Below are 26,243 nucleotides of genomic sequence, written 5' to 3'. Positions count from 1 at the left end.
TCCATCCGCGTCGATGAATCAGTACAGGCCGAACAGCTTGGCACCCAGGGCGACCGTCAGCACGACGCCGAGGACCAGGGTGACGATGGCGCTGTTATGGCCCTGTGCCTTGCTGACGCTGTGGGTGGCATCCATCCACAGGTGGCGCACGCCGGCAATGAAGTGATGCAGGTAGCCCCAAATCAGCGCCAGTGTCACCAGCTTGATGAACCAGCCCGGCAGGAAGCCGATGCCGGCCACGAAGGCGCTGGTGAAGGTGTCGTAGGAGATTTCCGAGGTGAGGCTGTTGTCGAACAGCCAGATCACGAACGGCAACAGCAGGAACATCAACAGGCCGCTGATGCGGTGCAGGATCGAGACGATGCCTGCGGGCGGCAGGCGGTAGCCGACGATCTGCGTGATGTGGATGTTGGTGTAGACCGGTCGTTTCTTGGTGGTGGCTGAAGTGGCGTCCGTCATGTCCGACCTTGTAATTGATGTGAAACCCAAACGATTTTATGGCAACGCAATACCCTGGCGCGGGGTGCTGGGCGCATGTCGTTGAAGTCGCCATGCGCCGAAAACGTCAGTGGAGGTCGTTGCGATAGAAGTGATGGGTCGTGTTGTAGAGACCGCGGCGCAACTCCACCGGCTTGTCGCCATAAGTGAAGGAGAGCCGCTCCACGCTCAGCAGCGGACTGCCGGGCGTCACCTGCAGCGGCGCGGCGGACTCTTCCTCCGCCGCCACCGCCCGGATCTTTTCCTGCGCGCGAACCATGTGCACGCCGAATTCGGTTTCGAGCAAGCCGTAGAACGGACCGCGGTGCTCCTGCAGTCGTTCGGTCGTCAGGCCCTTGAAGAGGCTGCCGGGCAGCCAGATGTCATCCAGCACCACCGGCTGGCCGCCGCTGTGCAGCAGCCGGCGGATCTCGATCATCGGATCACCCGCACGCAAATGCATCAACTTGGCGATCCAGGCCGGCGCGCGCTGGCGGCGGCAGTGAAGAAGTTGGCGTCCCAGCGAGGCCGGCGCACCGGCATCGGGCGTCAGGCGCAGGAACCGGTACTGTTGCTGCTGCTCCGCATGGGTGGCCACGAAGGTGCCCTTGCCCTGGCGCCGCACCAGCAGGTTGTCCGCTGCCAGCTCGTCAATGGCCTTGCGGACCGTGCCCTGACTGACGCCGAAACGCGCCGCCAGTTCCACTTCGCTGGGAATGCCCTCCCCGGCCTTCCACTCGCCGGTCTGGAGCCCCTGCAGGATCAAGCCCTTGATCTGCCGATACAACGGACTGAACGCCGGCGCCAATTCAGCGCGCGCCAACTCATTGAGCGGCGTCACCGGATGGTCGGCTGCGGGCGGGGGAGACATGGGGCGGCATTCGAGCACAAAGCGCTTCACCGCGTCCACCTCCGCAGAGGGAAACCCACCGCAATAGTCTTATATAAGACACAAGAGTGTCAGAACCGCGTCAGACAGGCGTCAGAGCGGGGTCGGTTCTAGCCCGATTCCGCACCAATTTCGCGCCGATTCACCGCCAGGTCGGCGCCAGTTCGGCGGCGGCTCAGCGCCGATTCAGCCGGATCACGAGCGAAATTTTCCTCTCGCTCCTGCGCACGCTGCCCGCTTGACCACGCTTCAGATGGGCGAAGAAGACGCATTAGGGCTCTACCGAAGGTTCGGCTGTCCTACACTTGCCGTCGCTGGCGCCGGGCACGGACCGCGCCATCCAGTTTTCACTCGCACATTTCGGAGACTCTGATGAGCAAGAAACCCGTTCGCGTCGCCGTCACCGGCGCCGCCGGCCAGATCGGTTACGCCCTGCTGTTCCGCATCGCTTCCGGCGAAATGCTGGGCAAGGATCAGCCTGTGATCCTGCAACTGCTGGAGATCCCCGACGAGAAGGCCCAGAACGCGCTCAAGGGCGTGATCATGGAGCTGGAAGATTGCGCTTTCCCTCTGCTGGCCGGCATCGAAGCCCACAGCGACCCGATGACCGCCTTCAAGGACACCGACTACGCCCTGCTGGTCGGCGCCCGTCCGCGCGGCCCGGGCATGGAGCGCGCCGACCTGCTGGCCGCCAACGCCCAGATCTTCACGGTGCAGGGCAAGGCCCTGAACGCCGTCGCCTCGCGCAATGTGCGCGTGCTGGTGGTGGGCAACCCCGCCAACACCAATGCCTACATCGCGATGAAGTCGGCCCCGGATCTGCCGGCCAAGAACTTCACCGCCATGCTGCGCCTGGACCACAACCGCGCCGCCTCGCAGATCGCTGCGAAGACCGGCAAGGCCGTCGCCGGCATCGAGAAGCTGGCCGTGTGGGGCAACCACTCGCCCACGATGTATGCGGACTACCGTTTCGCCACCATCGACGGTCAGCCGGTCAAGGCCCTGATCAACGATGAAGAGTGGAACCGCAACACCTTCCTGCCGACGGTGGGCAAGCGCGGCGCCGCGATCATTGCCGCCCGCGGCCTGTCCTCGGCAGCCTCCGCGGCCAATGCCGCCATCGACCACATGCGCGATTGGGCCCTGGGCACCCAAGGCAAGTGGGTCACGATGGGCGTGCCGTCGAACGGCGAATACGGCATCCCGAAGGAAGTGATGTTCGGCTACCCGGTCACCTGCGAAAACGGCGAGTACAAGATCGTCGAAGGCCTGGAGATCGACGAGTTCTCGCGCGAGTGCATCAACAAGACCTTGAACGAGCTCACCGAAGAACAGGCTGGCGTCAAGCACCTGCTGTAAGCAGCGCCTCCCCGGCCACCTGCGGCACACCCTTCCAGGGCAGCCGCAGGCTGACACGACACCACCGGCCTGATCGGTGCTGCCAAGCCAGCCAAACGGTGGACGGGGACATTTCTGAGCGAAACTTGAAGGGTCGGTTCCGAGAGGAGCCGACCCTTTTTCAATGCGGGCCGGGCGAGCCGATCGCCTCGGGCGAACTGATTGCCCTGGACGGACGGTTCAGGCCCGGATTCCTGTCGAGCCCCACAGCGCCATCACCATGAGCCTTGCCATCCACCCCGCCCAGGCCCTGTTCGAGGAGGGCGTCGCGCCCGTCGTGCTGCCGGTCGTCGACCACTATTGCGGGGTCGAGGCCCGCATGCGCAAGAGTCTGGAACTCCAGGTTCAGATGGGCCCGGTGTTCGACATCACCCTGGACTGCGAAGACGGCGCGCCGATCGGCGGCGAGGCGGAGCACATGCTGCTGGTGCTGCATCTGCTCAACAGCACGCTCAATGCGCATGGCCGCGTCGGGGTGCGTGTGCATCCCTTCCAGCATCCGTCGTTCGAGGCCGATGTCGAGGCCGTGATCGCCGGCGGCGGCGAGAAGCTGGCCTATCTGATGATCCCCAAGCCCGAAGGGCTGGACGATCTGCAACGCGCCATCAACGTCATCGACGACTGCCTGGCCCGCCATCACATCCATCGCCCACTGCCGCTGCACACGCTGATCGAGACCCATGGCGCCTTGCGTGATGTGATGGCCATTGCGGCGCATCCGCGGATCGAGTCACTGTCATTCGGGCTGATGGACTTCGTCTCCGCGCATCGCGGCGCGATTCCGCGCTCGGCGTTGACGGTCGAGGGCCAGTTCAGCCATCCACTGGTCCAGCGGGCCAAGCTGGCGATCGCCGCTGCCGCCCACACCTACGGCAAGACGCCGTCGCATTGCGTGGTGACCGAGTTCAAGAGCGAGCGCGCCATCCAGTCCGCCGCCGAGCGCGCGGGGCGCGAGTTCGGGTACACCCGGATGTGGAGCATCCATCCCCACCAGATCCAACCCATCATCGATGCCTTCGCGCCGAGCGTGGCCGAGATCGACGAGGCCATCGAACTCCTGCTGGCCGCGCAGGCCGCGCAATGGGCACCGATCCAATACCGTGACGTACTACACGATCGGGCCAGCTACCGCTTGTTCTGGCATTTGCTGCAGCGCGCTCATCGCACCGGTCAGAACCTGCCGGCGGAAGTGACACAGGCCTGGTTTCGTGCACCGCCCGTCACGACTCCGGCATCTACCGGTACATCCCCTACCGTTTGACACACAAAAGGCCGAGATTCGCGTCCCTCCCCAAGGTGACAATTCACCGTCGCCGCGCATCGGCCCCGACTCCTCACCAGGCAACATCGCATGAGACTGACCTCGCTCCTCCTCTCCGGCACCGCCGTCGCGGCCCTGACCTTGGGCGGCGCCGCCCTGGCCCAACCCGCTGCCGGCACCACGGCCGCCAAGCCGGCTGCCGCCAAGCCTGCAGCCGCCAAGACGGCCACGGCCACGGCCAAGCCCGCCGCCAAGAAAGCGGCCAAAGCGCCTGCCGGCCCGGCGCCGCTGGCTGAAGCCAATGAAGAGCAATTGCTGGCGGCCAAGCAGGCCCACCTCGGCCAATACGAGTGCGAGTTCCGGCAGACGGTCAACATCAGCCCCAACCTCAAGCACGCCGGCTACATCGACGTGTCCTACCTGAAGAACGTCTTCACGATGAAGCCGGTGCTGTCGTCGACGGGCGCCCTGCGTCTGGAAGACGTGACCGGCCGCACGCTGATGGTCCAGATCGCCAACAAGTCGATGCTGCTGGACGTCCGCGCGGGTCAACGCATGGTGGATGAATGCGTGCATCCGGAACAGCGCGCTGCGATCGAAGCTGCCCGCTCGGCCTCGGCCCCGTCCGGCGGCCTGGGCATTGCGCCCAGCGGCTTGTAAGTCCTCGGCGGGATCGTTGTCCTGAGCGCAGGCGACGTCCTCGGGCACCCTGCCGTGCCATCGCAAAGCCGCCCAGATCGGGCGGCTTTTTCATTGGTGCAGGGTCCGCTGCGGCCGGGTGATGCGGGGGTGACGCTGTGGTGACGCCGACTGGGGCCGACTGAGGCAGGCTGAGGCCGGCTGATCGCGGCTACACAGGATCGCCACTCTTGATGGCGGTCTTGACCGCCTTGGCCAGCACGTTAGCGGCCTGGACCAGGCGTGCCATGGCGGACTTGTAAACCGCGTTGTCTTCGCGCCGATCCACGGTCAGGACCAGGACGATCAAACGATCGTTCTCGACCTGGTAAACCAGCCGAACGCCCTGTTTGAGCAACTTGATCTTGTAGCAATGAGCAAGGTCGCCATGCAGTTCACCGCCAGGAACGTGAGGATTGTCCAGCCGCTTGGCCAACAGCTTTTTGAGATTGGCCCGCACAGCGCCGTCCAGCGCTCGAAACTCTTCCAGCGCCTCCGGCAGAAACATCAAGCGATAGCGATGTTTGCGCGTCGCCTTGTTCGCATTCAGTGCTTCATCAAAGGTCGTCAATGTCCACCTCGACCGCCCGGCTCTTGTCGATCAGCCGAGCGCGGACCTTCGCCATCAGATCACGGTCGGCCAGCTCTTCCATCAGCACCTGGAACAGCTCGGGCTCGACCATGTAGAAGGCGGCCTTGTTGTGATTGAGCACCGCCACCGGGCGCTTGTTGGCTTCACGAAGTACGGCTGCCGGGTTCTTCTTGAACTCCGACATGCTCACGGCGATATCAGCGAGAATGGCTTGCATTTTGGCTCCCAATTTGGCTCCAAATATAGCTACGCAATCCACACCGGTCAACCATCGGGAGCGGAGCGACGCTCGTCCGGCCTGATCTCTGCACGACCGGCACGCGGCAATCTCCTACCCGCCGCGTCGGATAGTGGGCCGGGGTGTACGGCAGGCAGGAAGTATGTAGAATTCATGCATACTTTTCGGCCCATACCGCCGAAGCCGGGCAGAATCCGACGCCTTCGTCCTTGTTCTTGTCCTTCTCCACATCCGCCAGGAGCGTTCCATGGAAGCCACCGTCGCTGAGCGAGGTCAGATCACGCTGCCCAAGGCCGTTCGCGATGCACTGGGCCTGACCAAGGGCACCACGCTGAAGGTGGAGCTGGACGGCGCCCGCATCATCCTGCGCAAGAACGTGGATGACGCCATCTCGCGCGCACGCGGCCGTTTCAAGCTGCCCGAAGGCACCTCTACCGATGACGTGATGCGCGACTTGCGCGGTCGCGCCCCTACCGATCCGACCGAGGCCTGATCGGCATGATCGCTGTCGACAGCTCTGTTCTCATCGACTTGCTCGGCGACGCGCCGGGCGCCGACGCGGCCGAGGCGGCCCTGCGGCTGGCGCTGTCCAGCGGGCCGGTCGTGCTGTGCGATGTGGTGCTGTCCGAAGTGACCGCCGGCCTGGGCCATGGCTCCGAGGTGATGGATGCACTGGAGGAGATGGGGCTGAGCTTCTCGCCCATCGATCAGCGTGCGGCCATCCGTGCCGGCGAGATGCAACGCAAGTTCAAGCAACGCCTGCGTGACAAGAGCGCCGCCGACAGCGGCGCCCTGCCCCGCGCGATTCCCGATTTCCTGGTCGGCGCCCACGCCATGCTGCAGTGCGACGGCCTCATCACCCGTGACCAGGGATTCTTCCGAGACTATTTCAAGGGGCTCAAGGTCATCGTGCCCAGTGCACCCTGACCGACAAGACCCCGTTTTCCTGACCCAAGCCAGAGACCCAAGAGACTGGAGTTCGCCATGCTGCAAGCCTATCGCCAACACGAAGCCGAGCGCGCCGCGCTGGGTATCCCGCCCCTGCCGCTGGATGCCAAGCAGGTCGCGGAGCTGATCGAGCTCATCAAGAACCCGCCCGCGGGCGAAGGTGAATTCCTGGTCGGCCTGCTGACCCACCGCGTGCCCCCGGGCGTGGACAACGCCGCCAAGGTCAAGGCCAGCTTCCTGTCGGCGGTCGCGCACGGCGACCTGACCGTGGCCCTGATCTCCAAGGCCAAGGCCACCGAGCTGCTGGGCACCATGGTCGGCGGCTACAACGTCAAGCCGTTGATCGACCTGCTGGATGATGCGTCTGTGGCCGGCGTGGCCGCCGAAGGCCTCAAGAAGACGCTGCTGATGTTCGACGCCTTCCATGACGTCTCGGAAAAGGCGAAGGCCGGCAATGCGCACGCCAAGGCGGTGATCCAGAGCTGGGCCGATGCGGAGTGGTTCACCTCGCGTCCGGAAGTCGCGAAGAAGATCACCGTCACCGTCTTCAAGGTGCCCGGCGAGACCAACACCGACGACCTGTCCCCCGCGCCGGACGCCTGGAGCCGTCCCGACATCCCGCTGCACTACCTGGCGATGCTGAAGAACACCCGCCCCGACGCGGCCTTCAAGCCCGAGGAAGACGGCAAGCGCGGTCCGATGCAGTTCATCGACGACCTGAAGAAGAAGGGCCACCTGGTCGCCTACGTCGGCGACGTCGTCGGCACCGGCTCCTCGCGCAAGTCGGCCACCAACTCGGTGATCTGGGCCACCGGCCAGGACATCCCGTTCGTGCCCAACAAGCGCTTCGGCGGCGTGACGCTGGGCACCAAGATCGCGCCGATCTTCTTCAACACGCAGGAAGACTCCGGTTCCCTGCCGATCGAAGTCGACGTGAACAACCTCGAAATGGGTGACGTGATCGACGTCTATCCCTACGACGGCAAGATCGAGAAGAACGGCGCCGTGGTCGCCGAATTCGCGCTCAAGAGCGACGTGCTGCTGGACGAAGTCCGCGCCGGCGGCCGGATCAACCTGATCATCGGCCGCTCGCTGACCGGCAAGGCGCGCGAGTTCCTGGGCCTGCCCGCCTCCACCCTGTTCCGCCTGCCCAAGGCCCCGGCCGATTCCGGCAAGGGCTTCACCCTGGCGCAGAAGATGGTCGGCCGCGCCTGCGGTCTGCCGGACAACCACGGCATTCGTCCGGGCACCTACTGCGAGCCCAAGATGACCACCGTCGGTTCGCAGGACACCACCGGTCCGATGACCCGTGACGAGCTGAAGGACCTGGCCTGCCTGGGCTTCTCGGCCGATCTGGTGATGCAGTCCTTCTGCCACACCGCTGCCTATCCCAAGGCGGTGGACGTGAAGATGCACCGCGAGCTGCCGGCCTTCATCAGCGACCGCGGCGGCGTCGCCCTGCGTCCGGGCGACGGCGTGATCCACAGCTGGCTGAACCGCCTGCTGCTGCCCGACACCGTCGGCACCGGCGGTGACTCCCACACCCGCTTCCCGATCGGCATTTCCTTCCCTGCGGGCTCGGGCCTGGTCGCGTTCGGCGCGGCCACCGGCGTGATGCCGCTGGACATGCCCGAGTCGGTGCTGGTGCGCTTCAAGGGCCAGATGCAGCCCGGCGTCACCCTGCGTGACCTGGTGCATGCCATCCCGCTGTACGCCATCAAGGCCGGTCTGCTGACGGTCGAGAAGAAGGGCAAGAAGAACATCTTCTCGGGCCGCATCCTGGAAATCGAAGGTCTGCCCGACCTGAAGGTGGAACAGGCCTTCGAACTGTCCGACGCCTCGGCCGAGCGCTCGGCGGCCGGCTGCACCATCAAGCTGAATCCGGAACCGATCAAGGAGTACCTGACCTCCAACATCGTCCTGATGAAGAACATGATCGCCGACGGCTATGCGGACAAGCGCACCCTGGAGCGCCGGATCAAGAACGTGGAAGCCTGGCTGGCCAAGCCGGACCTGCTGGAAGCGGATGCGGATGCCGAGTACGCGGCCGTGATCGAGATCGACCTGGCCGACATCAAGGAACCGATCGTCTGCTGCCCGAATGATCCGGACGATGCGAAGTTCATGTCCGAGGTGTCCGGCACCGCCATCGACGAAGCCTTCATCGGCTCGTGCATGACCAACATCGGCCACTTCCGTGCGGCGGCCAAGCTGCTGGGCGGCGCGCGCGACATTCCGGTCAAGCTGTGGGTCGCGCCGCCGACCAAGATGGACCAGAACGAGCTGATCAAGGAAGGCCATTACGCCACCTTCGGCACGGCCGGTGCCCGCACCGAAATGCCGGGCTGCTCGCTGTGCATGGGCAACCAGGCGCAGGTGCGTGAAGGCGCGACGGTGATGTCCACCTCCACCCGCAACTTCCCCAACCGTCTGGGCAAGAACACCAACGTGTTCCTGGGCTCGGCCGAGCTGGCGGCGGTGTGCTCCAGGCTGGGCCGCATCCCGACCCTGGCCGAGTACCACGACGCGATGGGCATCATCAACAAGGACGTGAACAGCGTCTACCGCTATCTGAACTTCGATCAGATCGAGGAGTACGCGGATACGGCGAAGTCGGTGACGGTGTGATGCGCGCTTGACGCAGAAGCGGTGAGCCCGGCTGAAACGCCGGCGCTCCTGGCGTTTGAGCCCAAGGCCCGGTGGCGTGATGTCACCGGGCCTTTTCGCTTCGTAAACGCCCGGGCGCTATCAGCGCCATCAGCGCCTTCAGTACCTTCAAGCTCAGCGATCAACCCCCGGGCCACTCGGGCAGCTCAGCCACCCGCCAGAAGCCGGACAGTGTGTGGGCATCTTGGCGGATGGGCTCGAGCACGATGCCCATCTGGCGGAGCCAGGGCCGAACGAGTTCTTCGCTGACGGCCGCTTGAGCCCCGGCCATGTCGATCACCGCCCCCTCTGAGAGCCGGCCGGACGCCCAATGCGTGGCCAGGATGGTTAAACCCTCAAACATCGTCAGGGCCCTGACCCGGGTGTCGGGCGTCGGATGCTTCAGCAGGCCGTAGCGATGCAGACTGAAGGTCGATATCTGGGTTTCCCGGCTCCACCCCAGGCGCGGCTCATAGAAATCGTCACCGCTTTGGAGCGACGACTGCAGGACTCGCGCGGACAACGGCCATCGCTCCGCCAACCAGATCGACTTCAACAGAATGATCATCATGTCTCGCTCAAACCTGACGTTTGCCTTGCGCAGGTCATCCTGCAGCTTCATGGCCGCGTCGTACTTTCGTAAACGGACCAGCAGCAGCACCTCCCACTCGCGCACCGACTGGAAGGCCGGGCTGTCTCTGCCGCCCAGCTCCTTCCGAACGGCGGCCCACCGCCGGACGTCACCCGTCGCCGCCGCCGCCTTCATCATGGCCAATGTGAAGGGTTGCCCGATCGTGCGTCCGGCTGCCCGAGCCGCATCGGCCGCGACTTGCACCTCCGCCAGATCGCTCTGGCGGTTCGCCGCGCAAGCCATCAAGCACAGCATGGGCTCGGTGGGCACCACGTGCTCACGATTCATGTATTCCAGCACCACCGCACCGTAGTTCGCCCGCTTCGTGCCGGCCCTGGAAACGGTCGTCAGCAAGTTGCACCACATCGGTTCGGTCAAAGGTCGGTAACGTATGACGAGGGATTCGGTGGCATGGCGCAGGTCGTCGACCCGCTCCGATCGGGCCAGATCCCGCCAAAGCCAGTGGTAGAGGATGAATGGCACCCCGGCCAGTCCGTCGAGTATCGCCAGCAGCCGTTTGCTGCCGAGGTAGGCGAGCGTACGGCGCTGCGCAAACCTCAGCCCTTCGGCCTCTTCTGGGAGCACGTCCCCTCGCTCGACCACGGCGGCGAGGCGATCGCGGTAGTACGAGGAAGGATCGTTCGAAGCCACGGCCCAGCGATCCGATAGCGGCAACTCCCCCGACGCCGGGCCGATGACGATCTGTCCCCTTACAGCGACCTTTTTGCCCATCACCAGGGCGGTCTGCCAGGTCCAGCCCTTGGCCTCAATGCATCGTGCCATGGTCGCCTTGAGCGTGCCCTGACCGTGCTCGCCCACCACGATGTGCGACCCCACACGCAAGCGCTTTCGTGCCACGTGGAGCTCGAACAACACCTCCGCGATTGCGGAGGACAGCGCGGCGTTTCCGAAGAGCGTGTTGAGCAGTGCCTTGCGTTGAACAGGCGTCTGTGGCTCGCGCAGGTCCTCGGGATGAAACCGGCCTGGCATCACCTCGGGGGTCAAGGTGGACGCATAGTGAAAATCCAGCGTATTGCCCACCGCGTCGTAACCCAGGGCACCCTGGAACATGCGGCTGTCGCCGTCGGCCAGACGCTCCAGCAGTTTGGCCGCCCGTGGAATTTGCGCCGATTCCACCGCGATCCTGCAGGCCCTCGATACGATGGACAACGGCACCTGATAACGAGGACGGATCTGTTCCAGAATTTGGCACGCCCAACCAAACAGGCCCTGATTCAGGGCTTGATGCGCACGGTGCACGACCGACTCCATCCCAACCTCAACCTCATCCATGAAGGGAAGGTTGTCGGAAAGGCTTCCGCAGGTGCCCTCATGCGCCTTGGAACCGATCAACGGTTGCCATGTCGAGCGATCCCTCGACGCCCTGTGCGCCCTGGATTCCGGATCCGACGGTACGACCAGGTCGAACGGCGGTGTCGGTGTCGGTGTCGGTGTCGACGATGACGCGGAAGCGGACGCTGACGATGAGGCGGACGCTGACGCTGACGCCGACGCCGACGCGGACGCCGACGTTGAGGTCATGGTCGTCCTCAGGAACGAATCCGAACCCGTTCCCGAACCCCGGACCGCCGGCTGCAAGGCCACTCGTCCACCGGAAGTTTGCAACGCCGCGGCACGCCGGGCCCCATCGATCCTCGCCCTGACCGCTTGGGCCCAAGGCGCTTCCTCTTTGATCGGCTGCGGCAAGATCCACAGCAATTCATTCAGCCAATGGGTGGGGGAGTACGCATGACGCCAGTCCGCAGTGCCATGCCGCAATGTGTCGGACACTCGGCGTCGCCAGTCCTGGGCGGTCGACACCGATTTGCACTGAACGCTGCAATTGTCGAGACCGTCCACCACGGCCTCGAGGAAGGCATCCCCACCGCGCCGCACGATCGGTGGCGCCGCGGCACCGTCCTGGCGGGCCCACCAGGTTTCGGGGTCCCGGCCCTGTACCAAGTGAATGTTTTCGCCCGACCCCCTGGGGTCCATGTAGACATGCGGCCGGCCACGCACCTCGACCTTCACCCAGGGCCCGGGCCAGTCCGGCATCACCAGCATCGCCAAGCACACCGCGCGCCAGGCATCGATGCTCCAGGCGCCCGGTACAGACAGTTGCCTGGACCACTCGTCCAACACCGGCAAGGCCGAAGCGGCGGAAGGCGGGCACGGCCATATTTCGGCAGAGGACCGGGGCATGCGCGGGTCTTCCGATGCGCTGGGGAGCAGCCCATCGTTCACCATCCGTGGGCCCGCCTGGGCAAGGGCATAGTTCATGGGGGATGAGTTGATCGCGAAGGACGGCGGTTCCTGCGCGCACCCTCCACAGGCATTCAGACCAGGGAAGGCATCATGGCCATCACAGCGGTCTGTTCTTCCGCCGGTGTTCGTCGTGCGACTGCTTGGTCGTCGCTCAACGTCGATGAGTTGATCGCCCGACACCTGGGGTGGGGGTCGACGACCCATCCACCTCCGACGTCGAGGTCTCGCACAAGACCCAAGCCACCGCATCGCGGGCGCCTGTGGCGCTCAACGGCCTGAGGACCAAACCCATCGCGCTGAGCCCGGGCCTGGCCTGAGTCTCATTGATCGCAGCGTCTTTCGCGCCCAGCAGGATGTGAGAACCCGCTGGCAGCCGACCCTTGACGACGTGCAGCCCCAGAATTGACATCGCCTCCGGCAGTGAGAGCGAGGGGCATTCAGGATCGGACCCGGACTGAAGAAGGGCATACCTTGGCAACTTGAGCGTCGTGATGCTCTCCACGCGACTCAATCCCAGAGGGGGGAGGTAAATTCCGTCAGAACTGTTGACGCATCCCTGCAGCACATCCACGGCCTGCCGCCACATCCCGGCGTTCCACAGGTCGTTGAGCAACCGCCTGATGACCAGACGATCAAAGGGGGTACCGGCCCTACGAAGTTGCGCATACAACTCCATTGCTTGACCGTATTTCTTGCGCCGACTCAGCAAGATCGTCTCGTACGAACGGATCGCCTCGAACGCCTGGCGTCCCTTTCCTGAAAGTTGGCGCTTGAAATGGTCCCACTTCTGCGGCCATCCGAGAAACGCGGAACTCCTCATGAACGCCTGCAACAGGCGTTCGTTGATTGGACACACGGCACGGTTGGCGACCGCAACGAGCTTTTCCGCGGCATAAAAGTCCTGGTTTGATCGCGCCGCCGTCACCATCAAGCACGCGGCTTCATCGGTCATCGCAACGCCTTCGCGTTGCATTCGAGACAGGACAAGACCACAGCAGTCCCAGGTGTTCACGTTCTCGCGTGCAGCCAAGCTCAGCAGCCTCAACCACGTCTGAGGGGGCAGCGGTTTGAATCGATCCAACAACGCATCGAGGGCTGGTTCGTAGTCGTCTGGCCGTCCCGCAACGATGGCATCTCGGAACACATCCTCGTAAAAATTGATGGGTGCTTTTCCCTGCGAATCCAGCAACGACAGCAGCCCATTGATCCCCATTCCCATGTGGACGGCTCGCTGCCTCGTCTGGCGCGACCGGTCGTCCCGCAGTTCCCCCCCACGGGCACAGTCGGCCACCAGACCATCGATGAACCTCATGAGCTGGTCATCGGGCGTTCTCTCATAGCGATGGAAACGGGCCAGGTTGCGGTTGGTCGGCAAGATGACAAGTGCACCCGGATGATCGAACGACGTTCCGAAGCGCTTGGTTGGCTCGCATTCCCAGCGGTAATCCTTGGCGCACCGCTCAATCGCCTGACGCAGCCTGCCCGTTCCGTGCATTCCGACAATCACATGCGTGCCCTCCTTCAGATTGCCGCGATCGACGTGGAGCGAGAAAAGCACCGTGGCCATCCCTGTACATGCGGCGCCCGACTTGTGCAACGCGTCGAGCAGCGCCTGTGTGTCCGTATCCGATTGAGGGGACCGCAGGTCGGCGGGGTAATACTGCTTTGGAACGGTTTCCGGCGTGAAGAGCGCTGCCAGGTGAAGGTCCAACGTGTTGATTGCCGCGTCAAAGCCGATATTGGGCCTGAACATGGCCTTCGACCCTTTGGCCAGCCGTTCGATCATCTGAACAGCTCTTTGGATGTGCCCCTCTCTCACGGCAATGCCGCAGATCTTTGACACGATGGAGAAGGGCGTCTTGAACCTCGGCTCGATGCGCTCGACAAGACGGCAGGCCTCATCGAAGTCTTTCGCGTGCAATGCGCGTTGTGCCCTGTTCACCATCCCTCGCACCTCGGGCTCGAAGAGGTAGCTGAAGCTGTTGGTGTGGTGCGCTCCCTCCGTCTGGATCGACGACGAGAGCTCCGGCGCCGACATCAGCCTGGGGGCCACACGGGAGGGCAAAGTTCCCTGCGCCTCGGGCGCTGCCTCAGGCGAGGCCATCAGCATGGCATGTCGCACCACGCGTACCGAATGTTCATGACCACGCTCGCGATGTATCGGCTCGGGCAGTTGCTCCAGCAACTCATTCAACCAATCTGCCGGGTAGCGATCGCCATCCTTCCCTCCCACGCCCTCGCACAGCGTGTCCGATACCTGCCGACGCAAACCGTGGGCATCGGAAAACTTGGCAGGCGCCCGCCATTGCTCCCCAAGCCCCTGGGCAAGCGCCTCGAAGAAGGCGTCGCCGCCGCACCGCTCGAGCGTTGGCGACGCCGCGCCGTCATGGTGGACCTTCCAACGTCGCGGGTCCTGCCCCTGGACCAGGCGAATCCGTTGCGGCGACGCTTGCGCGCCGATGTAGACGTGCCCATGGCCCTGCACATCGACCTCCAGCGACGGCCCCGCCCAGTCGGGCATGGCCAGGATGGCCAGTCCCACGGCGCGCCAGGCATCGGCGCTCCAGGCGCCGGGTTCCGACAATTGCTGTGACCACTCACGTAACAGCGCCAGGGTCGAGGCAGGTGATCGGGTGCGCTCCGCTGGTGCGCCCCTCTGCGACGATGACAGCGACGATGACGGCGACGATGACAGTAGCGATGGCGGCTCGTCTTTCATCGACAAGCTGGACATGAGCTCACTCACCGACGATGAACCTGCGAAGGCTTGGGCATTGTTCATGCGGAATGAGTTGAAGGTCCGTGACGGCGGTTCGTGGACGACCAGCCTCATGAGACGCCTCACCACCGCTTCCGATGGATGGCCCTCATGCCATGGCGGTCGCGGTTTCGTCTTCGCTCAACGCGGGTCATCGGTGCGCAGCGGGGCGACCTGCCAAACGCTGACGATGCCGTCGTGCCGGGGCTCAAAGGGTTTGAGCATCAGCCCCATCGTTGCCAAATGCGGCCGAGTCGCCGGTTCGCTCACGGCGGTGCTGCCCTCCCCCAAGGAAAGCAGCGTGCCGATGGTCAGACGCCCTGACAGCCAGTGCAGAGCGACGATGGACATGCACTCGGTCAAGGTCAGCGCCGGGATGGCCTCGGTTCTCGCTTCGTTTTTCAGCAGACCAAAGCGGTCTAAACGGAGGCTGTCGCGATCCTGCGACGGCTCCCAACCCAAGGTTGGCACATAGATGCCGTCCTCTCCCCGGATCGAGGCCCGGATCATCTTCGCCGCCACCTTCCAGCGCTTGTGGGCCCACACCAACGGCAGCAGCTTGACCATCACCTTCCTGCTGAATCGGACGCCGGCTGCGCGAAGGCGGTCGTGCAACGCCATGCCGTCATCGATCGAGCGGACCTGACTCAGCAACAGGACCTCATGGTCGCGAATGGCTTGAAAGGCCGGCTGATTTCGTCCGCCCAGACGTGCCAGTTCAACGTCCCATCGGTCCTGGTCCCCCACAGCGCAGGCGGCCTTCAGGAAAGCCTGGCGCAAGAAGGAACGTGGCGAGCGTGCTGCACCCTCGGAGGCCGCGGTCATCTTGGCCACCTTGTCGATGTGCCAACGCTGGCTGGCGGACTGCAGGATCAGTACGGCCATCCTGTCGGAGAGGGTCACGCCCTCACGTTGCATGAATGCCACCACCTGCTCGCATTTCCGCCAGTGCGGCGTCCGTCCTTTCGACGCGTCGCTCAGCAGGACCTCCCAGGTGGCCGCAGAGAGCGGCCGATAGCGTTGGAGCATGGCCTGCACCGGTTGCATCAACAGGTCCACGTGGTCGAGCTTCACCGCACTGAGAAACAACCGCGTATAGAGCAAGGGCGGCAACCGCGCTTGTGCGTTGAACATCTTCAGCATCTGGCTCATGCCGAAATGAAAGTACGCCTCGGTTTGAACCTGCAGCAGTACGCGCTGGTCGGACATGGCCACCTCGGCATGACCCGCCGCCGCCGCCGCCGCCAGGGCCTGCTCAAACTCCGCCACGTCATAGCGGAATGAGCGGGTCCAGCGCTGCTGCACCGTCAGACTGCCGTCGGGCGGCGCGATGACAATCCGCCCGCGCATCTCCGAGGCCTTCGACAGGTACAGCGCGGGTTGCCATCCCCAGCCGCAGCCCTGCAGGCAACGAACCATGGTGCGCCGCAACTTGCCCGTGCCATGCTCTCCAACAACCAGGTGCGAGCCTGGTCCCAGACGGCCTCGTGAACGGTGCAGTTCGAACAACACCTCAGCCAGCGCGGCTGACGCGGCACCATTCTGATAGAAGGACTGCAGCACGGCCTGCTGTTCCTGCCTCGACCACGGGCCCGCCTGACGTTCCGGTCGCGCCCAGGCAGGAACGGTCTCCAGTCTCAGCAGTTTGGCGTAGTGAAAGTCCAGCGTGTTCACCGCCGGGTCATAGCCCAACAGCGGCGTGAACATCGGCGAGGGCCCCTGGGCCAGCCGCTCCAACATCCGGGCGGCCCGATGGGTCTCATCGTTCTGCACGGCCAAGCCGCAGATTTCGATCATCAGAATCATCGGCGTCTTGAAGGAGGGCTCGATGGCTTCGACCACGCAACAAGCGTCATGCAGCCGGAAGCGGTCCAGTTCGGCACGGGTCTGGTACAGCGCTTCGGCGATCTCGGGCTCATCCAGGAAGTTCGGGTGATCATTCAGCGGCAGGTTGCAGCAAGGATCGGCCGAGCGGTCACCGTTGACCAACGGCGGTGGAGGTGGATCGATGACCTGCTCGGCCGGCCAGAACCTGCGCGCGAAGATCCCGTCCTGGCGGGACGGCCGATCGACCGCCTGGCGCCGGACGACGTCAGCCCACGCCGGGGTGGCGGTCTGCGCCGCCACGGCCGCCACCGCCCGCTCCAGGGGTTGGGGCAGCGGTTGGAGCAGTTCATCCAGCCACCGAGCCGGCCCGGCTGCGGCAGGCCAATGAGCCACGCCGTCGCTCAAGGTGCGGGCCACGCGCTCACGCCAGTACCGCGGCGACCGGACCGCCTCGCGCGGCACCGGCGATTCGTTCAACCCCTCCACCAGCGCCTCGAAGAATGCGTCACCACCGGGTCGCGCGAGCGGCGTGGCGGCACCCTCGTGGTGGACCGACCAATGCCGGTGGTCTCGCCCCTGGACCAGACGGATGCACTCGGTCGACTCGCCGGGACGCACGTAGACGTGGTGGTGGCCACCCACCTCGATGTCCAGCGACGGACCGGGCCAGTCGGGCATGGCCAGGATCGCCAGACCCACGGCGCGCCAGGCATCGGCGCTCCAGGCGCCCGGTTCCGAAAACTGCTGGGACCACTCGCGCAGCAGCGGCAGGGCCGAAGCGGGTGATGGCGGTCGATCCGGTGTCGCGACGGGAAACAACGACATCGAAGGGTCGTCCACCACAGGACGCGACATCCGATCGCTGACCCGCAGGGAGCCGGCAACGGCTTGGGCGTAATTCATGCCGATGAGTTGGCCCCGCCCGACCGAGGTTCCTGACCGCGCACCCCTCAAAGAACAGCCGCACCTGCATGCCAGCCTCACCATCGCTCCTGACGACGCCACCGCGCGCTCCCCACGCGCGCCGGAAAAATCGTCAGGAACGCGGATTGCCGCGTGGACTGTCCGTCGTGAGCCCGCAGTTTCCGCACGACACCTGACCTCAGATCGCGAAGGGGGGTGGCCCATGAAACACCTGAATGTTGGCGTGATCGCCCTGTGCGTGACTGCCGTCGCAGCGGCTGCCATGGCGCAGACTCAGGTGTCGCCCACCAGTGCCAGTGCCAGTGCCAGTGCCAGTGCCAGTGCCAGCATGAGCGCGGATGGCAGTGCCAGCCGAAGGCAATCCGGCACGCTGGGGCCTCCGCTGGATCCCGCTCAGATGCAATCGCCCGCCGCATCCTCCGCGCCGATGACGGGGCCAGCCGCGTCAGACATCGTCACACCGGCGACATCACCGGTCGTTGCCCCGGCAAACGAATCCGCGACCCAGGCCGTGCCCACCTCCACCGCTCCAGTCGGCCGGCCTTCCCGCCCCAGCCGGCGCGCCAGCGGCACCGTCACCGAGGTGCCGGACAGCACCGCCTCGCTGCCCGTGCGCCACGATCGCAACTGACGCTCGTTTCCATTGCAGGGATTCGGCTGGATCGGCCCTCTCCGATTCAGCTCATGACGCCGGGCGGTCTGTTGCCGCCGCACCGGTCGCGCCTTCAGGCTCCGCAACACCTCAGGAGACCTCCCCATGCAGACCTTCCCGATGTCCAGGATCCCGCTGGTCGCCGCACTCGGCGCCGCGGCCTTGATGGCCTTGGCGCCCGCCCCGGCCCGCGCCGAGTACTACCAGTACAACTACACCGGCAACGCCTTCACGATGACCACGGTGAATTACTTCTCCGAGCCCGGGGATCCTTCCGGCGGCCGAAGCTTCTCGCTGGTGTCCATCGATGCGCAGATCATCGCCAACGCGCCGCTCAGCGGCACCGTCACGCTGTCGGACATCCGCAGCTTCAGTCTCACACTCACCGACCACGACTCCGGCAGTCGCTCCACGCTGGATTTCCCCGCGCCGCCGCCCATCGAATGTCCGGGCTGCCCCAACGGCCCGAACGTCACCGCGACCTTCAGCATGGCCGACTTCAACTTCCTGAACCAACCCACCGGTTGGGACATGTCCATCCGCACCTCCACCTTCTATCCCACCGGCCGGGAAGGCTGGCTGATGCTCAGCACCTCCTGGCAGCGGGACATGCTCGATGGCGGCTATGAGGCGTATGTCGGTCAATCCGGCGGGCTGATCAATTCCCCGGGCATCTGGTCGGTGACAGCCCTGGTGCCGGAACCCGCCACCTATGTGCTGACGCTGGCCGGCCTCGCATTGCTCGGCGGCCTCACCCGCAAGCACTGGCGATCGCACGGGGGTGCAGGCGTCGCGTGAGCGGCGTGCCGGGGGTGACGGGGGGCTGACGGGGACGCGAGCGCCCTGGACGGGCGGCGCCTGCGCTGCGCTGGAACGCTCCCGCCCGAGGCACCGGTGTTGCCACATTGGCGCCTTTCAATTTCTGTCTTGACAGAAATTTCTGTCGGACTACAGTGAGCGCCATGGAACTCAGCAATACCGCTCAGCGCTTCGTCCTCCACTGGGGAGAGATGGGCAGCGCCTGGGGCGTGAACCGAACGGTCGCCCAGATTCACGCCCTGCTCTATTTCCACGGCCGTCCGCTGCATGCGGAAGACATCGCCGAGACGCTGTCGGTCGCCCGCTCCAACGTCAGCACCAGCCTGAAGGAGCTGACCAGCTGGAACCTGGTGCGTGTCACCCACATCCTCGGCGACCGGCGCGATTACTTCGAGACCTCGGTCGATGTGTGGGAGCTGCTGCGCACCATCGTCAAAGAACGCAAGCAGCGGGAATTCGATCCCACCGTGCGCATGCTGGCCGAGCTGGTCAACGATGAAGGCTTCAAGCACGAAACGCCCGATGCCCAGGACCGGGTCCGCGACTGTCTGCGCCTGATGCAGACCCTCGGCGCCTGGTCCGAGGAAATGATGCGGCTGTCCCCCAGCACTCTGGAAAAGGTGCTGAAGCTGGGCGCCAGCGTGCAGCGCTTCGTGCGGGGCGACGGGGCTTGATCGCCCCTTTTTTTGGCCGCGAATTTCTGTCCTTACTGAAATATCGGATCACTCATGACCACCACGCGACTTGGTGTCCCCACCGGCCTCTCCGCCGATCCGGCGATCTATCCCTTGACCGTGTTCTTCGACGGCGCCTGCCCGATCTGCAGCGCGGAGATGCACAACCTGGGGCTGCGCAACACCGCGGGTCTGCTGCGGTTCGTCGACATCGCCCAGCCCGGTACGGCCCCGCTCCCGGACAGCCCGGACAGCCCGGACCATCGCGCCATGATGACCCTGATGCATGTGCAGCGTGCTGACGGGGCCTGGGTGAACGGTGCCGCGGCCCTGCGGCTGGTCTACGCCGGCGCCCAATTGCGCGGCGTGGCACGGCTGATGAATGCCCCGGTGCTGCGCCAGGTCTGCGACTGGGCGTACCCCTTGATCGCACGGCACCGCTATCTCATTCCGCGGCCGCTGGTCCGCGTGCTGTTCGAGACCCGGCTGCGCCGCGCCGCCGAACGTCGCGCCGGCGCCGCTGCCTGCAACGACGGCCAATGCGCCTGGCCCGACGCAGCCCCGACCGTTCCCCATCCCAATCCCCATCCCATCGAACACCCGGTTTCCCATCCCAATCCCCATCCCATCGAACACCCGGTTTCCCATCCCAAGGAGTGATGCCATGAGTGAACTGACCCTGGTCCTGAGCTTGCTGATCGCGGTGATCGTGCCGCGACTGGCGCTGCGCTATCTGCAACCGATCCTGATGCCCACCCTGCAACGGATGTGCGAACAGACCCGCAGCCCCGGCGAGCCCCATGCGGCAGACGCCAACAGTGGGCCGGAGTTCTGGTGGCGCGTGCTGAATGTGCTGGCCATCAGCGGCAGCATGCTGCTGGTGCTGACCTTCGGCTACAACGACGGCTGGGCCGTCTCGCTGAACGATTTCCTGCGCCGCACGCTGTGGCTGGTGACGATGGGCGTCTTCATCAGCGTCGGCACGGTCGCGTCGCAGATCTGGTCGCGGATTCCCCGGACCACTGCGGCCCGCAGCGCCACCGCTGTTCCCGTCGGCCACGCTGCCGGCGCCGTCACGCCGCCCGCCGTCGCCTCGCCGCAGGCCGTCGCCCAAGCGCTGCCGGGAGCCGCCTCGTGAGCGCCGCCGTCCGTTCCGTGCTGGTCTGTGGTGCCAGCGGTTTCATCGGTCGACGGGTGGTTCGCGCCCTGCGCGAGGCCGGCTTGTCGGTGACTGAAGGCAGCTCCGCCACGCAGGATTACACCCGCGATCACGACCCCGCTCACTGGCTGCCCCGTCTGGCCGGGCACGATGCGGTGGTCAATGCCGTCGGTGTGCTGCGCGACCACCGCGGCCGCACGCTGGAGGCCCTGCATCACCGGGCCCCGGTCGCCCTGTTCGAAGCCTGCGCCCAGGCCGGCATCGGCCGCGTGGTGCAGATCTCCGCCAATGGCGTGGCCGAGAGCAACACCCGCTACGCCACCACCAAGCGCGCCGCCGACGACACGCTGCTGCGACTGCGCGCCAGTGGTCGGCTGGACGGTACCGTCGTGCGACCCAGCGTGGTCTACGGTCGGGGCGGCGCCAGCAGCGCGCTGTTCATGACCCTGGCCCGGCTGCCGGTGCTGATCCTGCCCGCCGCCGCCTTGCGGGCCCGCATGCAGCCGGTCGCCGTGCAGGACGTCGGCCATGCCGTGCTTCAGCTGCTGCAGCGCGGCGGGCCGGAGCTGGTCACCGCCGTCGGTCCGCGAGCGCTCAGCCTGGCGGAGTTCATCGGCGAGCTGCGGCGGCAACTGGGCCACGGTCCCGCCCGCGTGCTGCCGCTCCCCGAAGCGCCCAGCCGCTGGAGCGCCCTGGTGGGCGACCGCCTGTCCTTCCAGCCCTGGAGCAGCGAAAGCCTGTCCCTGCTGCAACAGGACAACCTCGGCGATGCCGCCGCCTTCGCTCAACTGCTGGGCCGCGCACCGGTGCCGGTCGAGCGCTTCCTGGAGACCGCATGGCACTCGGCCTGACCCCGTTCCGGCATCGCCGCACCCGGCTGCTCGCGCGCGCCAGTCTGATCGCGCTGTGGCTGCTCACCGCCGCGGTCAGCCTGATCGAATTCAATGGGCAAAGCCGTGCGTTGCTGGCGGATGCCGCCACGCCGGCGGCGTGGATCGCGCCGCTGATCGTCGGCGGCGCGCTGCTGGATGGCGTCATCGGCCTGGCCATGTGGCGATGGCACCGGCGCTGGGTCTACCTGGCGGCAGCGCTGGCGATGCTGGCGATGACCGTCGTCGCCACGCTGCTGCTGCCCGGCCTGTGGCTGGATCCGCTGGGACGGCTGAGCAAGAACCTGCCGATTGCCGCTCTGCTGCTGATCCTGCATGAGGACGCCCCCGCCTGATCCCTGCCCCGTCATGAACACCTATCTCATCGTCAAGTGGCTGCACATCGTCTCCAGCGTGCTGCTGGCCGGTACCGGATTCGGATCGGCCTTCTATCTCTTCTTCGCCAACCGCAGCGGCTCGCTCGCCGCGCAAGCGGTGGTGGCGCGACTGGTCAAGCGGGCCGACCTGTGGTTCACCACGCCGGCGGTCATCGTTCAGCCCCTCAGCGGCGTGTGGCTGGCGATGCAGGCCGGATGGCCGCTGGACACGCCCTGGCTGGCGCTGTCCATCGCGCTGTACCTGCTGGCCGGCGCCTGCTGGCTGCCGGTGCTCTGGCTGCAGATCCGGCTCTCCGCCATGGCGGATCAGGCCCTGGCCTCGGGCCAGCCCTTGCCGCCGCTGTACTGGCGCTATGCGCGCTGGTGGGAAGGCCTGGGCTATCCGGCCTTCGCGGCGGTGCTGGTGGTGTTCTACCTGATGGTGAACAAGCCGATGCTATGGGGCTGAACGCGCGGCGCACCCGTTCACCACGGGGTCATGCCGCTTCCGCCACAATCCCGGCCCATGAGTTTCGAACCCACCCCCCTGCTGGACATGTCCAGCCCGGAAGCCAAGCGCGCTTCCTATGACACCCTGATCGCCCAGACCCAGGCCCTCCTGCAGGGCGAGCGCGATCGGCTGGCCAATCTGGCTCAGTTCGCCGCGCTGATCTATCACTCGGTGCCGCAACTGAACTGGTCGGGCTTCTACCTGGTGAATCCGAAGAACGGTCAGGAACTGGTGCTGGGTCCGTTCCAGGGCAAGGTGGCCTGCGTGCGGATCGCCTTCAGCCGCGGCGTCTGCGGTGCCTGCGCCCGGACACGGGAAGTCCAGCTCGTGGAAGATGTCCACGCCTTCCCCGGCCACATCGCCTGCGATGCGGCCTCGCGTTCCGAGCTGGTGTTGCCGATCGTGGTCGATGGCCAGCTGCGCGCGGTCTTCGATCTGGACAGCCCCGAGCCCGCCCGCTTCGATGCCGAGGACGCTCGCGGCTTCCAGGCCGCGCTGCAGATCCTGATTGACGGCACCGACTGGTCATGAGCGGCCCGGTGCGTGTCGCCCTGACGGCTCAGGACCGTGGCGCACGGCACGGCGTGCGCCGGGCGCTGGGGCTGGTCCTCGGCCTGGGCGTGTGCCTGTCGATGCTGACGCAGGTTCAGGCCGCGGAGCTGCGTCTGCGGTTGATGCAGACCAGCGACCTCCACATGAACCTGTTGAGCTACGACTACTACCAGGATCGTGAGACCCAGGAGTTCGGTCTGGCGCGCACTGTCACCCTGATCCATCGGGCCCGTGCCGAAGCGCCCAACAGCTTGCTGTTCGACAACGGCGACCTGCTGCAAGGCAGCCCGCTGGGCGACGTGGTGGCCCGCATCAAGCCGCTGGCGGCGCAGGAGGTCCATCCCGCCTACAAGATCCTGAACCTGCTGGACGTCGATGCCGCCAACATCGGCAACCACGAGTTCAACTACGGCCTGCCCTTCCTGCGGCAGGCCATCGCCGGCGCCAACTTCCCCTACCTGAACGCCAATGTGATGGAGGCGGACGGTCAGCGCCACGCCTTCCAGCCCAGCGTGATGCTGGCGCGTGAGCTGGTCGATGAGCACGGACGCACCCACCGGCTCAAGATCGGCGTGTTGGGCCTGACGCCGCCGCAAATCATGGAATGGGACCGTCAAAACCTGACCGGTCGCGTCCAGGTCCGGGACATGGTCGACGTGGCCCGCGAGCTCGTGCCCCAACTGCGCCGCCAGGGCGCCGACTTGGTGATCGTGATCGCGCACACCGGCATCGACAAGACCGAGCTGCCTCGGCTGTCCGAGAACATGGCCGCCCAACTGGCGCGTGTGCCGGGTGTCGACGCCTTGCTGCTGGGCCACGCCCATACCGAATTTCCAGGCCCGGGCTTCAGCGGCTATCCCGGCGTGGACTTGACACAAGGCCGGCTGCACGGCGTGCCGACGGTCATGCCGGGCCGTTGGGGCGATCACCTGGGACTGATCGACCTGCGCCTGTCCGATCGCGGCGGACGTTGGAAGGTCGTCGCCAGCCAGGCCAGCCTGCGGCCGATCTTCGACCGCGCTTCGCGGCGCTCGCTGGCCGAAGCCGATCCGATGCCCGCCGTGGTCATCGCCCGCGAGCACCAGGCCACGCTGGACCATGTGCGCAGCGAGGTCGCCCGCACCGACACCCCGATCCACAGCTATTTCTCCCAGGTCACCGAGAGCGCCGCCGTGCGACTGGTGGCGATGGCGCAACTGGCCTATGCCAGGCGCGCGGTGCAAGGCACGGCGCTGGAGCGGCTGCCGATGCTGTCGGCAGCGGCGCCCTTCAAGTCCGGCGGCCGCCAGGGGTGGACGCAATACACCGACATCCCCGCCGGCCCGATCGCCATCAAGCATGTGGCCGATCTCTATGTCTATCCCAACACCATCAAAGTGCTCAAGCTCACCGGCGCGCAGGTGCGGGATTGGCTGGAGATGTCCGCCGGCCAGTTCCGGCAGATCGACCCGAAAGGCCCGGCCGAGCAGATGCTGCTGGACACCGCCTACCCCGGCTTCAACTTCGACATGATGTGGGGAGCCGACGATGCGCTGCGGTACGCGCTGGACCTGCGCCAGCCCGCGCGGTTCGACCGCGACGGCAAGCCGGCCGCTGACAGCCACCGGGTGGTGGATCTGCGCTGGCGCGGCCAGCCGCTGGACGATGCGGCGGAATTCCTGGTGGTGACCAACAACTACCGTGCCTTCGGCGGTGGGCATTTCCCCGCGCTGGGTGCCGACAAGGTCGTGGTGGACGCACCGGACGAGACCCGGGAGGCGCTCGCCCACTATCTGGCCGCGGCGCCTGGCGGGTCGACCTCGGCGACGGCAGCCGGCATCGCGCCGGCCTGGCGCGTCCTGCCGGTGGACGGGGTGAAATTGCGCTTTCTGTCCGGCGCCACGGCGGTGCGCCATGTCGGCGAAGGATCGCCGGTGAAATGGGTCAAGGACAACGGGGACGGGTCAGCCCTGTTCGAGTTGGCGCCTTGATCGGCGAAGCGGCTGGGCGACTGAGACAACACCTTCCCATCGACAGCCACGGCGATTGCACCTCAACGGCGACCTTTGGTCACCTTCGGCACGCATCACCGCGATTCCATGGGCGGTGCGCTGAGGTGAGTGGACCGCAAGGACCCTCCGAAAAAACAAAACGGCCCTTGAGGCCGTTTTTTTGTAGCTCGCTTGAGCGGTCGGGAGGCGACCGTCGCGCCGCGACGGGACTGCTTAGACGTGGATGTCGAGCAGCGCGCCTTCGGCACGCACCTGGGTCTGCAGGACCCGCAGGTTGGCGACATAGGCATAGGTTGCCGATTTCTGCTCCACCACGTCGGCGGCCAGATCGCTGCCGGGTTCCGGCAACTTCGTCACCCGGGTGCTGACGCCGCCGGCGGCATTCGTCTGAGCCTCAACTCGCTCACGGCGATAGCCGTCGGTGTTGACGTTGGCGACATTGTTCGCCGAGGCGCGCAGCCGCTCATTGGCGGCGGACACGCCGGACAAGGCGGTCGAGAGGCTGATGCTCATGGCAAATCCCGTGGAATGAAGGGTGAACCCTCGGTGGCTGCCGCCTGGCTGCAAGGCCCGGAGCGACCGCTCAAGAGAGGACTCTATCCGTCGCTATCGGCAGCGCCAAGCCGAACTTGAGAAAAGAAATGGATTTCCGGCCCATTTCCGCACATGCTTGGGCAAGCGCCTGTGCCAGCGCCGCCCGAACGCGTGACGAACACGCGAAAAGTCCCTGCTGACGGGACTGGAGCGCCGGCTGGGAGCGCTCCCGCGCTTTCCATTCGGTGCCTCCGGCCTCACCGGGCACACCCCTTGCCAAGTCACGATCAGTTTCAAAACTTGAAAAGGGGAACACATCATGAACCGTCCCATTGTCCCGATGCCCCTGGTTGCCGTGGCCGCCAATGATCAGGCGACCGTCCTGCAGCGCCATCTGGCCCAGTGTGCCAAGGCCCGCGGCCGCTGGTTCAGCCTGGCCGTGCTGGCCGAGCGCGTGCAAGGGATGATCCTGCCGCGACTGGCCACGACCGTGGCGCTCAGCGCGGTCACCCTGGGATTGTTCGCTCATTGGCTATGAACGCGAGGGTCTCCGAAGCGGCCACGTCCCCTCCC

General features: G+C 65.7%; 26 protein-coding genes. 18 read left to right on the top strand and 8 right to left on the bottom strand.

Annotated features, from left to right (window positions below; genetic code table 11):
- Window positions 1-18: 18 nt before the first annotated feature.
- Complete coding sequence (gene sdhC / locus N4261_RS10065; RefSeq protein ID WP_261760016.1) at window positions 19-459, bottom strand: succinate dehydrogenase, cytochrome b556 subunit; 441 nt, start codon at window positions 457-459, stop codon at window positions 19-21.
- Window positions 460-565: 106 nt separating this feature from the next.
- Complete coding sequence (locus N4261_RS10060; RefSeq protein WP_261760015.1) at window positions 566-1,348, bottom strand: GntR family transcriptional regulator; 783 nt, start codon at window positions 1,346-1,348, stop codon at window positions 566-568.
- A 390-nt stretch (window positions 1,349-1,738) separates the two neighbouring features.
- Here N4261_RS10060 and N4261_RS10055 point away from each other — a divergent pair, with 390 nt between their 5' ends.
- The 3 genes from N4261_RS10055 (at window position 1,739) to N4261_RS10045 (ending at window position 4,685) form a co-directional block, all read left to right on the top strand.
- Entirely contained in the window at window positions 1,739-2,725 is a 987-nt protein-coding gene (locus tag N4261_RS10055) for a malate dehydrogenase (protein ID WP_261760014.1), read from the top strand.
- Window positions 2,726-2,984: 259 nt separating this feature from the next.
- Entirely contained in the window at window positions 2,985-4,025 is a 1,041-nt protein-coding gene (locus N4261_RS10050) for an HpcH/HpaI aldolase/citrate lyase family protein (protein WP_261760013.1), read from the top strand.
- 90 nt (window positions 4,026-4,115) lie between these two features.
- The gene (locus N4261_RS10045) at window positions 4,116-4,685 is read left to right on the top strand and encodes a hypothetical protein (protein WP_261760012.1); all 570 of its coding nucleotides are present in this window, start codon (window positions 4,116-4,118) and stop codon (window positions 4,683-4,685) included.
- Window positions 4,686-4,875: 190 nt separating this feature from the next.
- Here N4261_RS10045 and N4261_RS10040 read toward each other — a convergent pair whose 3' ends face one another.
- Together N4261_RS10040 and N4261_RS10035 are read right to left on the bottom strand one after the other, a co-directional pair.
- Window positions 4,876-5,274: a type II toxin-antitoxin system RelE family toxin gene (locus N4261_RS10040; protein WP_261760011.1), complete on the bottom strand. Its 399-nt coding sequence runs from the start codon at window positions 5,272-5,274 to the stop codon at window positions 4,876-4,878.
- A complete protein-coding gene (locus N4261_RS10035; protein ID WP_261760010.1) occupies window positions 5,261-5,512 on the bottom strand; it encodes a type II toxin-antitoxin system Phd/YefM family antitoxin in 252 nt (83 codons plus the stop codon). The genes N4261_RS10040 and N4261_RS10035 overlap by 14 nt, the downstream gene beginning before the upstream one ends.
- Window positions 5,513-5,780: 268 nt before the next feature.
- Between N4261_RS10035 and N4261_RS10030 the strand changes: the two genes are divergently transcribed.
- The 3 genes from N4261_RS10030 to acnB are packed head-to-tail and all read left to right on the top strand — an operon-like array spanning window position 5,781 to window position 9,109.
- Window positions 5,781-6,026: an AbrB/MazE/SpoVT family DNA-binding domain-containing protein gene (locus tag N4261_RS10030; protein ID WP_261760009.1), complete on the top strand. Its 246-nt coding sequence runs from the start codon at window positions 5,781-5,783 to the stop codon at window positions 6,024-6,026.
- A 5-nt stretch (window positions 6,027-6,031) separates the two neighbouring features.
- Window positions 6,032-6,460, top strand: coding sequence for a type II toxin-antitoxin system VapC family toxin (locus N4261_RS10025; protein WP_261760008.1), 429 nt, complete (start codon window positions 6,032-6,034; stop codon window positions 6,458-6,460).
- A 57-nt stretch (window positions 6,461-6,517) separates the two neighbouring features.
- Entirely contained in the window at window positions 6,518-9,109 is a 2,592-nt protein-coding gene (gene acnB, locus N4261_RS10020; protein WP_261760007.1) for a bifunctional aconitate hydratase 2/2-methylisocitrate dehydratase, read from the top strand.
- A gap of 160 nt (window positions 9,110-9,269) precedes the next feature.
- Here acnB and N4261_RS10015 read toward each other — a convergent pair whose 3' ends face one another.
- Window positions 9,270-11,051, bottom strand: a complete 1,782-nt coding sequence (locus N4261_RS10015) for a hypothetical protein (protein WP_261760006.1) — start codon at window positions 11,049-11,051, stop codon at window positions 9,270-9,272.
- Window positions 11,052-11,097: 46 nt separating this feature from the next.
- Here N4261_RS10015 and N4261_RS10010 point away from each other — a divergent pair, with 46 nt between their 5' ends.
- Window positions 11,098-11,511 carry a hypothetical protein gene (locus tag N4261_RS10010; protein ID WP_261760005.1) on the top strand — a complete coding sequence of 138 codons (414 nt, stop codon included), beginning with the start codon at window positions 11,098-11,100 and terminating at the stop codon, window positions 11,509-11,511.
- A gap of 663 nt (window positions 11,512-12,174) precedes the next feature.
- Here the strand turns inward: N4261_RS10010 and N4261_RS10005 are convergent.
- Both N4261_RS10005 and N4261_RS10000 read right to left on the bottom strand, forming a co-directional pair.
- The gene (locus tag N4261_RS10005; protein WP_261760004.1) at window positions 12,175-14,805 is read right to left on the bottom strand and encodes a hypothetical protein; all 2,631 of its coding nucleotides are present in this window, start codon (window positions 14,803-14,805) and stop codon (window positions 12,175-12,177) included.
- Between the two features lie 117 nt (window positions 14,806-14,922).
- Window positions 14,923-17,796, bottom strand: a complete 2,874-nt coding sequence (locus tag N4261_RS10000) for a hypothetical protein (RefSeq protein WP_261760003.1) — start codon at window positions 17,794-17,796, stop codon at window positions 14,923-14,925.
- On the opposite strand from N4261_RS10000, the gene N4261_RS09995 reads away from it, so the two are divergent.
- From N4261_RS09995 to N4261_RS09950, 10 genes are all read left to right on the top strand, one after another.
- Window positions 17,795-18,163, top strand: coding sequence for a hypothetical protein (locus N4261_RS09995; protein WP_261760002.1), 369 nt, complete (start codon window positions 17,795-17,797; stop codon window positions 18,161-18,163). The two genes, N4261_RS10000 and N4261_RS09995, sit on opposite strands and share 2 nt — an antisense overlap.
- 126 nt (window positions 18,164-18,289) lie before the next feature.
- Entirely contained in the window at window positions 18,290-18,982 is a 693-nt protein-coding gene (locus N4261_RS09990; protein WP_261760001.1) for a PEP-CTERM sorting domain-containing protein, read from the top strand.
- 164 nt (window positions 18,983-19,146) lie between these two features.
- On the top strand, window positions 19,147-19,677 hold the full coding sequence (locus N4261_RS09985; protein ID WP_261760000.1) for a GbsR/MarR family transcriptional regulator: 531 nt from the start codon (window positions 19,147-19,149) through the stop codon (window positions 19,675-19,677).
- A gap of 54 nt (window positions 19,678-19,731) precedes the next feature.
- Window positions 19,732-20,337, top strand: coding sequence for a thiol-disulfide oxidoreductase DCC family protein (locus N4261_RS09980; RefSeq protein ID WP_261759999.1), 606 nt, complete (start codon window positions 19,732-19,734; stop codon window positions 20,335-20,337).
- A gap of 4 nt (window positions 20,338-20,341) precedes the next feature.
- Entirely contained in the window at window positions 20,342-20,815 is a 474-nt protein-coding gene (locus N4261_RS09975) for a hypothetical protein (RefSeq protein ID WP_261759998.1), read from the top strand.
- Window positions 20,812-21,687 carry an NAD-dependent epimerase/dehydratase family protein gene (locus N4261_RS09970; protein ID WP_261759997.1) on the top strand — a complete coding sequence of 292 codons (876 nt, stop codon included), beginning with the start codon at window positions 20,812-20,814 and terminating at the stop codon, window positions 21,685-21,687. Before N4261_RS09975 ends, N4261_RS09970 begins: the two co-directional genes overlap by 4 nt.
- Window positions 21,672-22,061 (top strand): DoxX-like family protein, encoded by a 390-nt coding sequence (locus N4261_RS09965; protein WP_261759996.1) that lies wholly within the window; start codon window positions 21,672-21,674, stop codon window positions 22,059-22,061. The genes N4261_RS09970 and N4261_RS09965 overlap by 16 nt, the downstream gene beginning before the upstream one ends.
- Window positions 22,062-22,074: 13 nt before the next feature.
- Window positions 22,075-22,551: a DUF2269 family protein gene (locus N4261_RS09960; RefSeq protein ID WP_261759995.1), complete on the top strand. Its 477-nt coding sequence runs from the start codon at window positions 22,075-22,077 to the stop codon at window positions 22,549-22,551.
- A gap of 57 nt (window positions 22,552-22,608) precedes the next feature.
- Window positions 22,609-23,124 carry a GAF domain-containing protein gene (locus N4261_RS09955; RefSeq protein ID WP_435532026.1) on the top strand — a complete coding sequence of 172 codons (516 nt, stop codon included), beginning with the start codon at window positions 22,609-22,611 and terminating at the stop codon, window positions 23,122-23,124.
- Window positions 23,121-25,115, top strand: coding sequence for a bifunctional 2',3'-cyclic-nucleotide 2'-phosphodiesterase/3'-nucleotidase (locus tag N4261_RS09950; protein WP_261759994.1), 1,995 nt, complete (start codon window positions 23,121-23,123; stop codon window positions 25,113-25,115). The genes N4261_RS09955 and N4261_RS09950 overlap by 4 nt, the downstream gene beginning before the upstream one ends.
- Window positions 25,116-25,349: 234 nt before the next feature.
- Here the strand turns inward: N4261_RS09950 and N4261_RS09945 are convergent, their stop codons facing one another.
- On the bottom strand, window positions 25,350-25,649 hold the full coding sequence (locus N4261_RS09945; RefSeq protein ID WP_261759993.1) for a flagellar basal body protein: 300 nt from the start codon (window positions 25,647-25,649) through the stop codon (window positions 25,350-25,352).
- A gap of 340 nt (window positions 25,650-25,989) precedes the next feature.
- On the opposite strand from N4261_RS09945, the gene N4261_RS09940 reads away from it, so the two are divergent.
- A complete protein-coding gene (locus N4261_RS09940; protein ID WP_261759992.1) occupies window positions 25,990-26,208 on the top strand; it encodes a hypothetical protein in 219 nt (72 codons plus the stop codon).
- Window positions 26,209-26,243: the final 35 nt, after the last annotated feature.

The sequence above is a fragment of the Roseateles amylovorans genome, from assembly GCF_025398155.2.
Lineage (GTDB): Bacteria > Pseudomonadota > Gammaproteobacteria > Burkholderiales > Burkholderiaceae_C > Roseateles > Roseateles amylovorans.
Note: the sequence above shows the minus strand (reverse complement) of the source record. Positions and strands in the feature narration are given on the sequence as shown.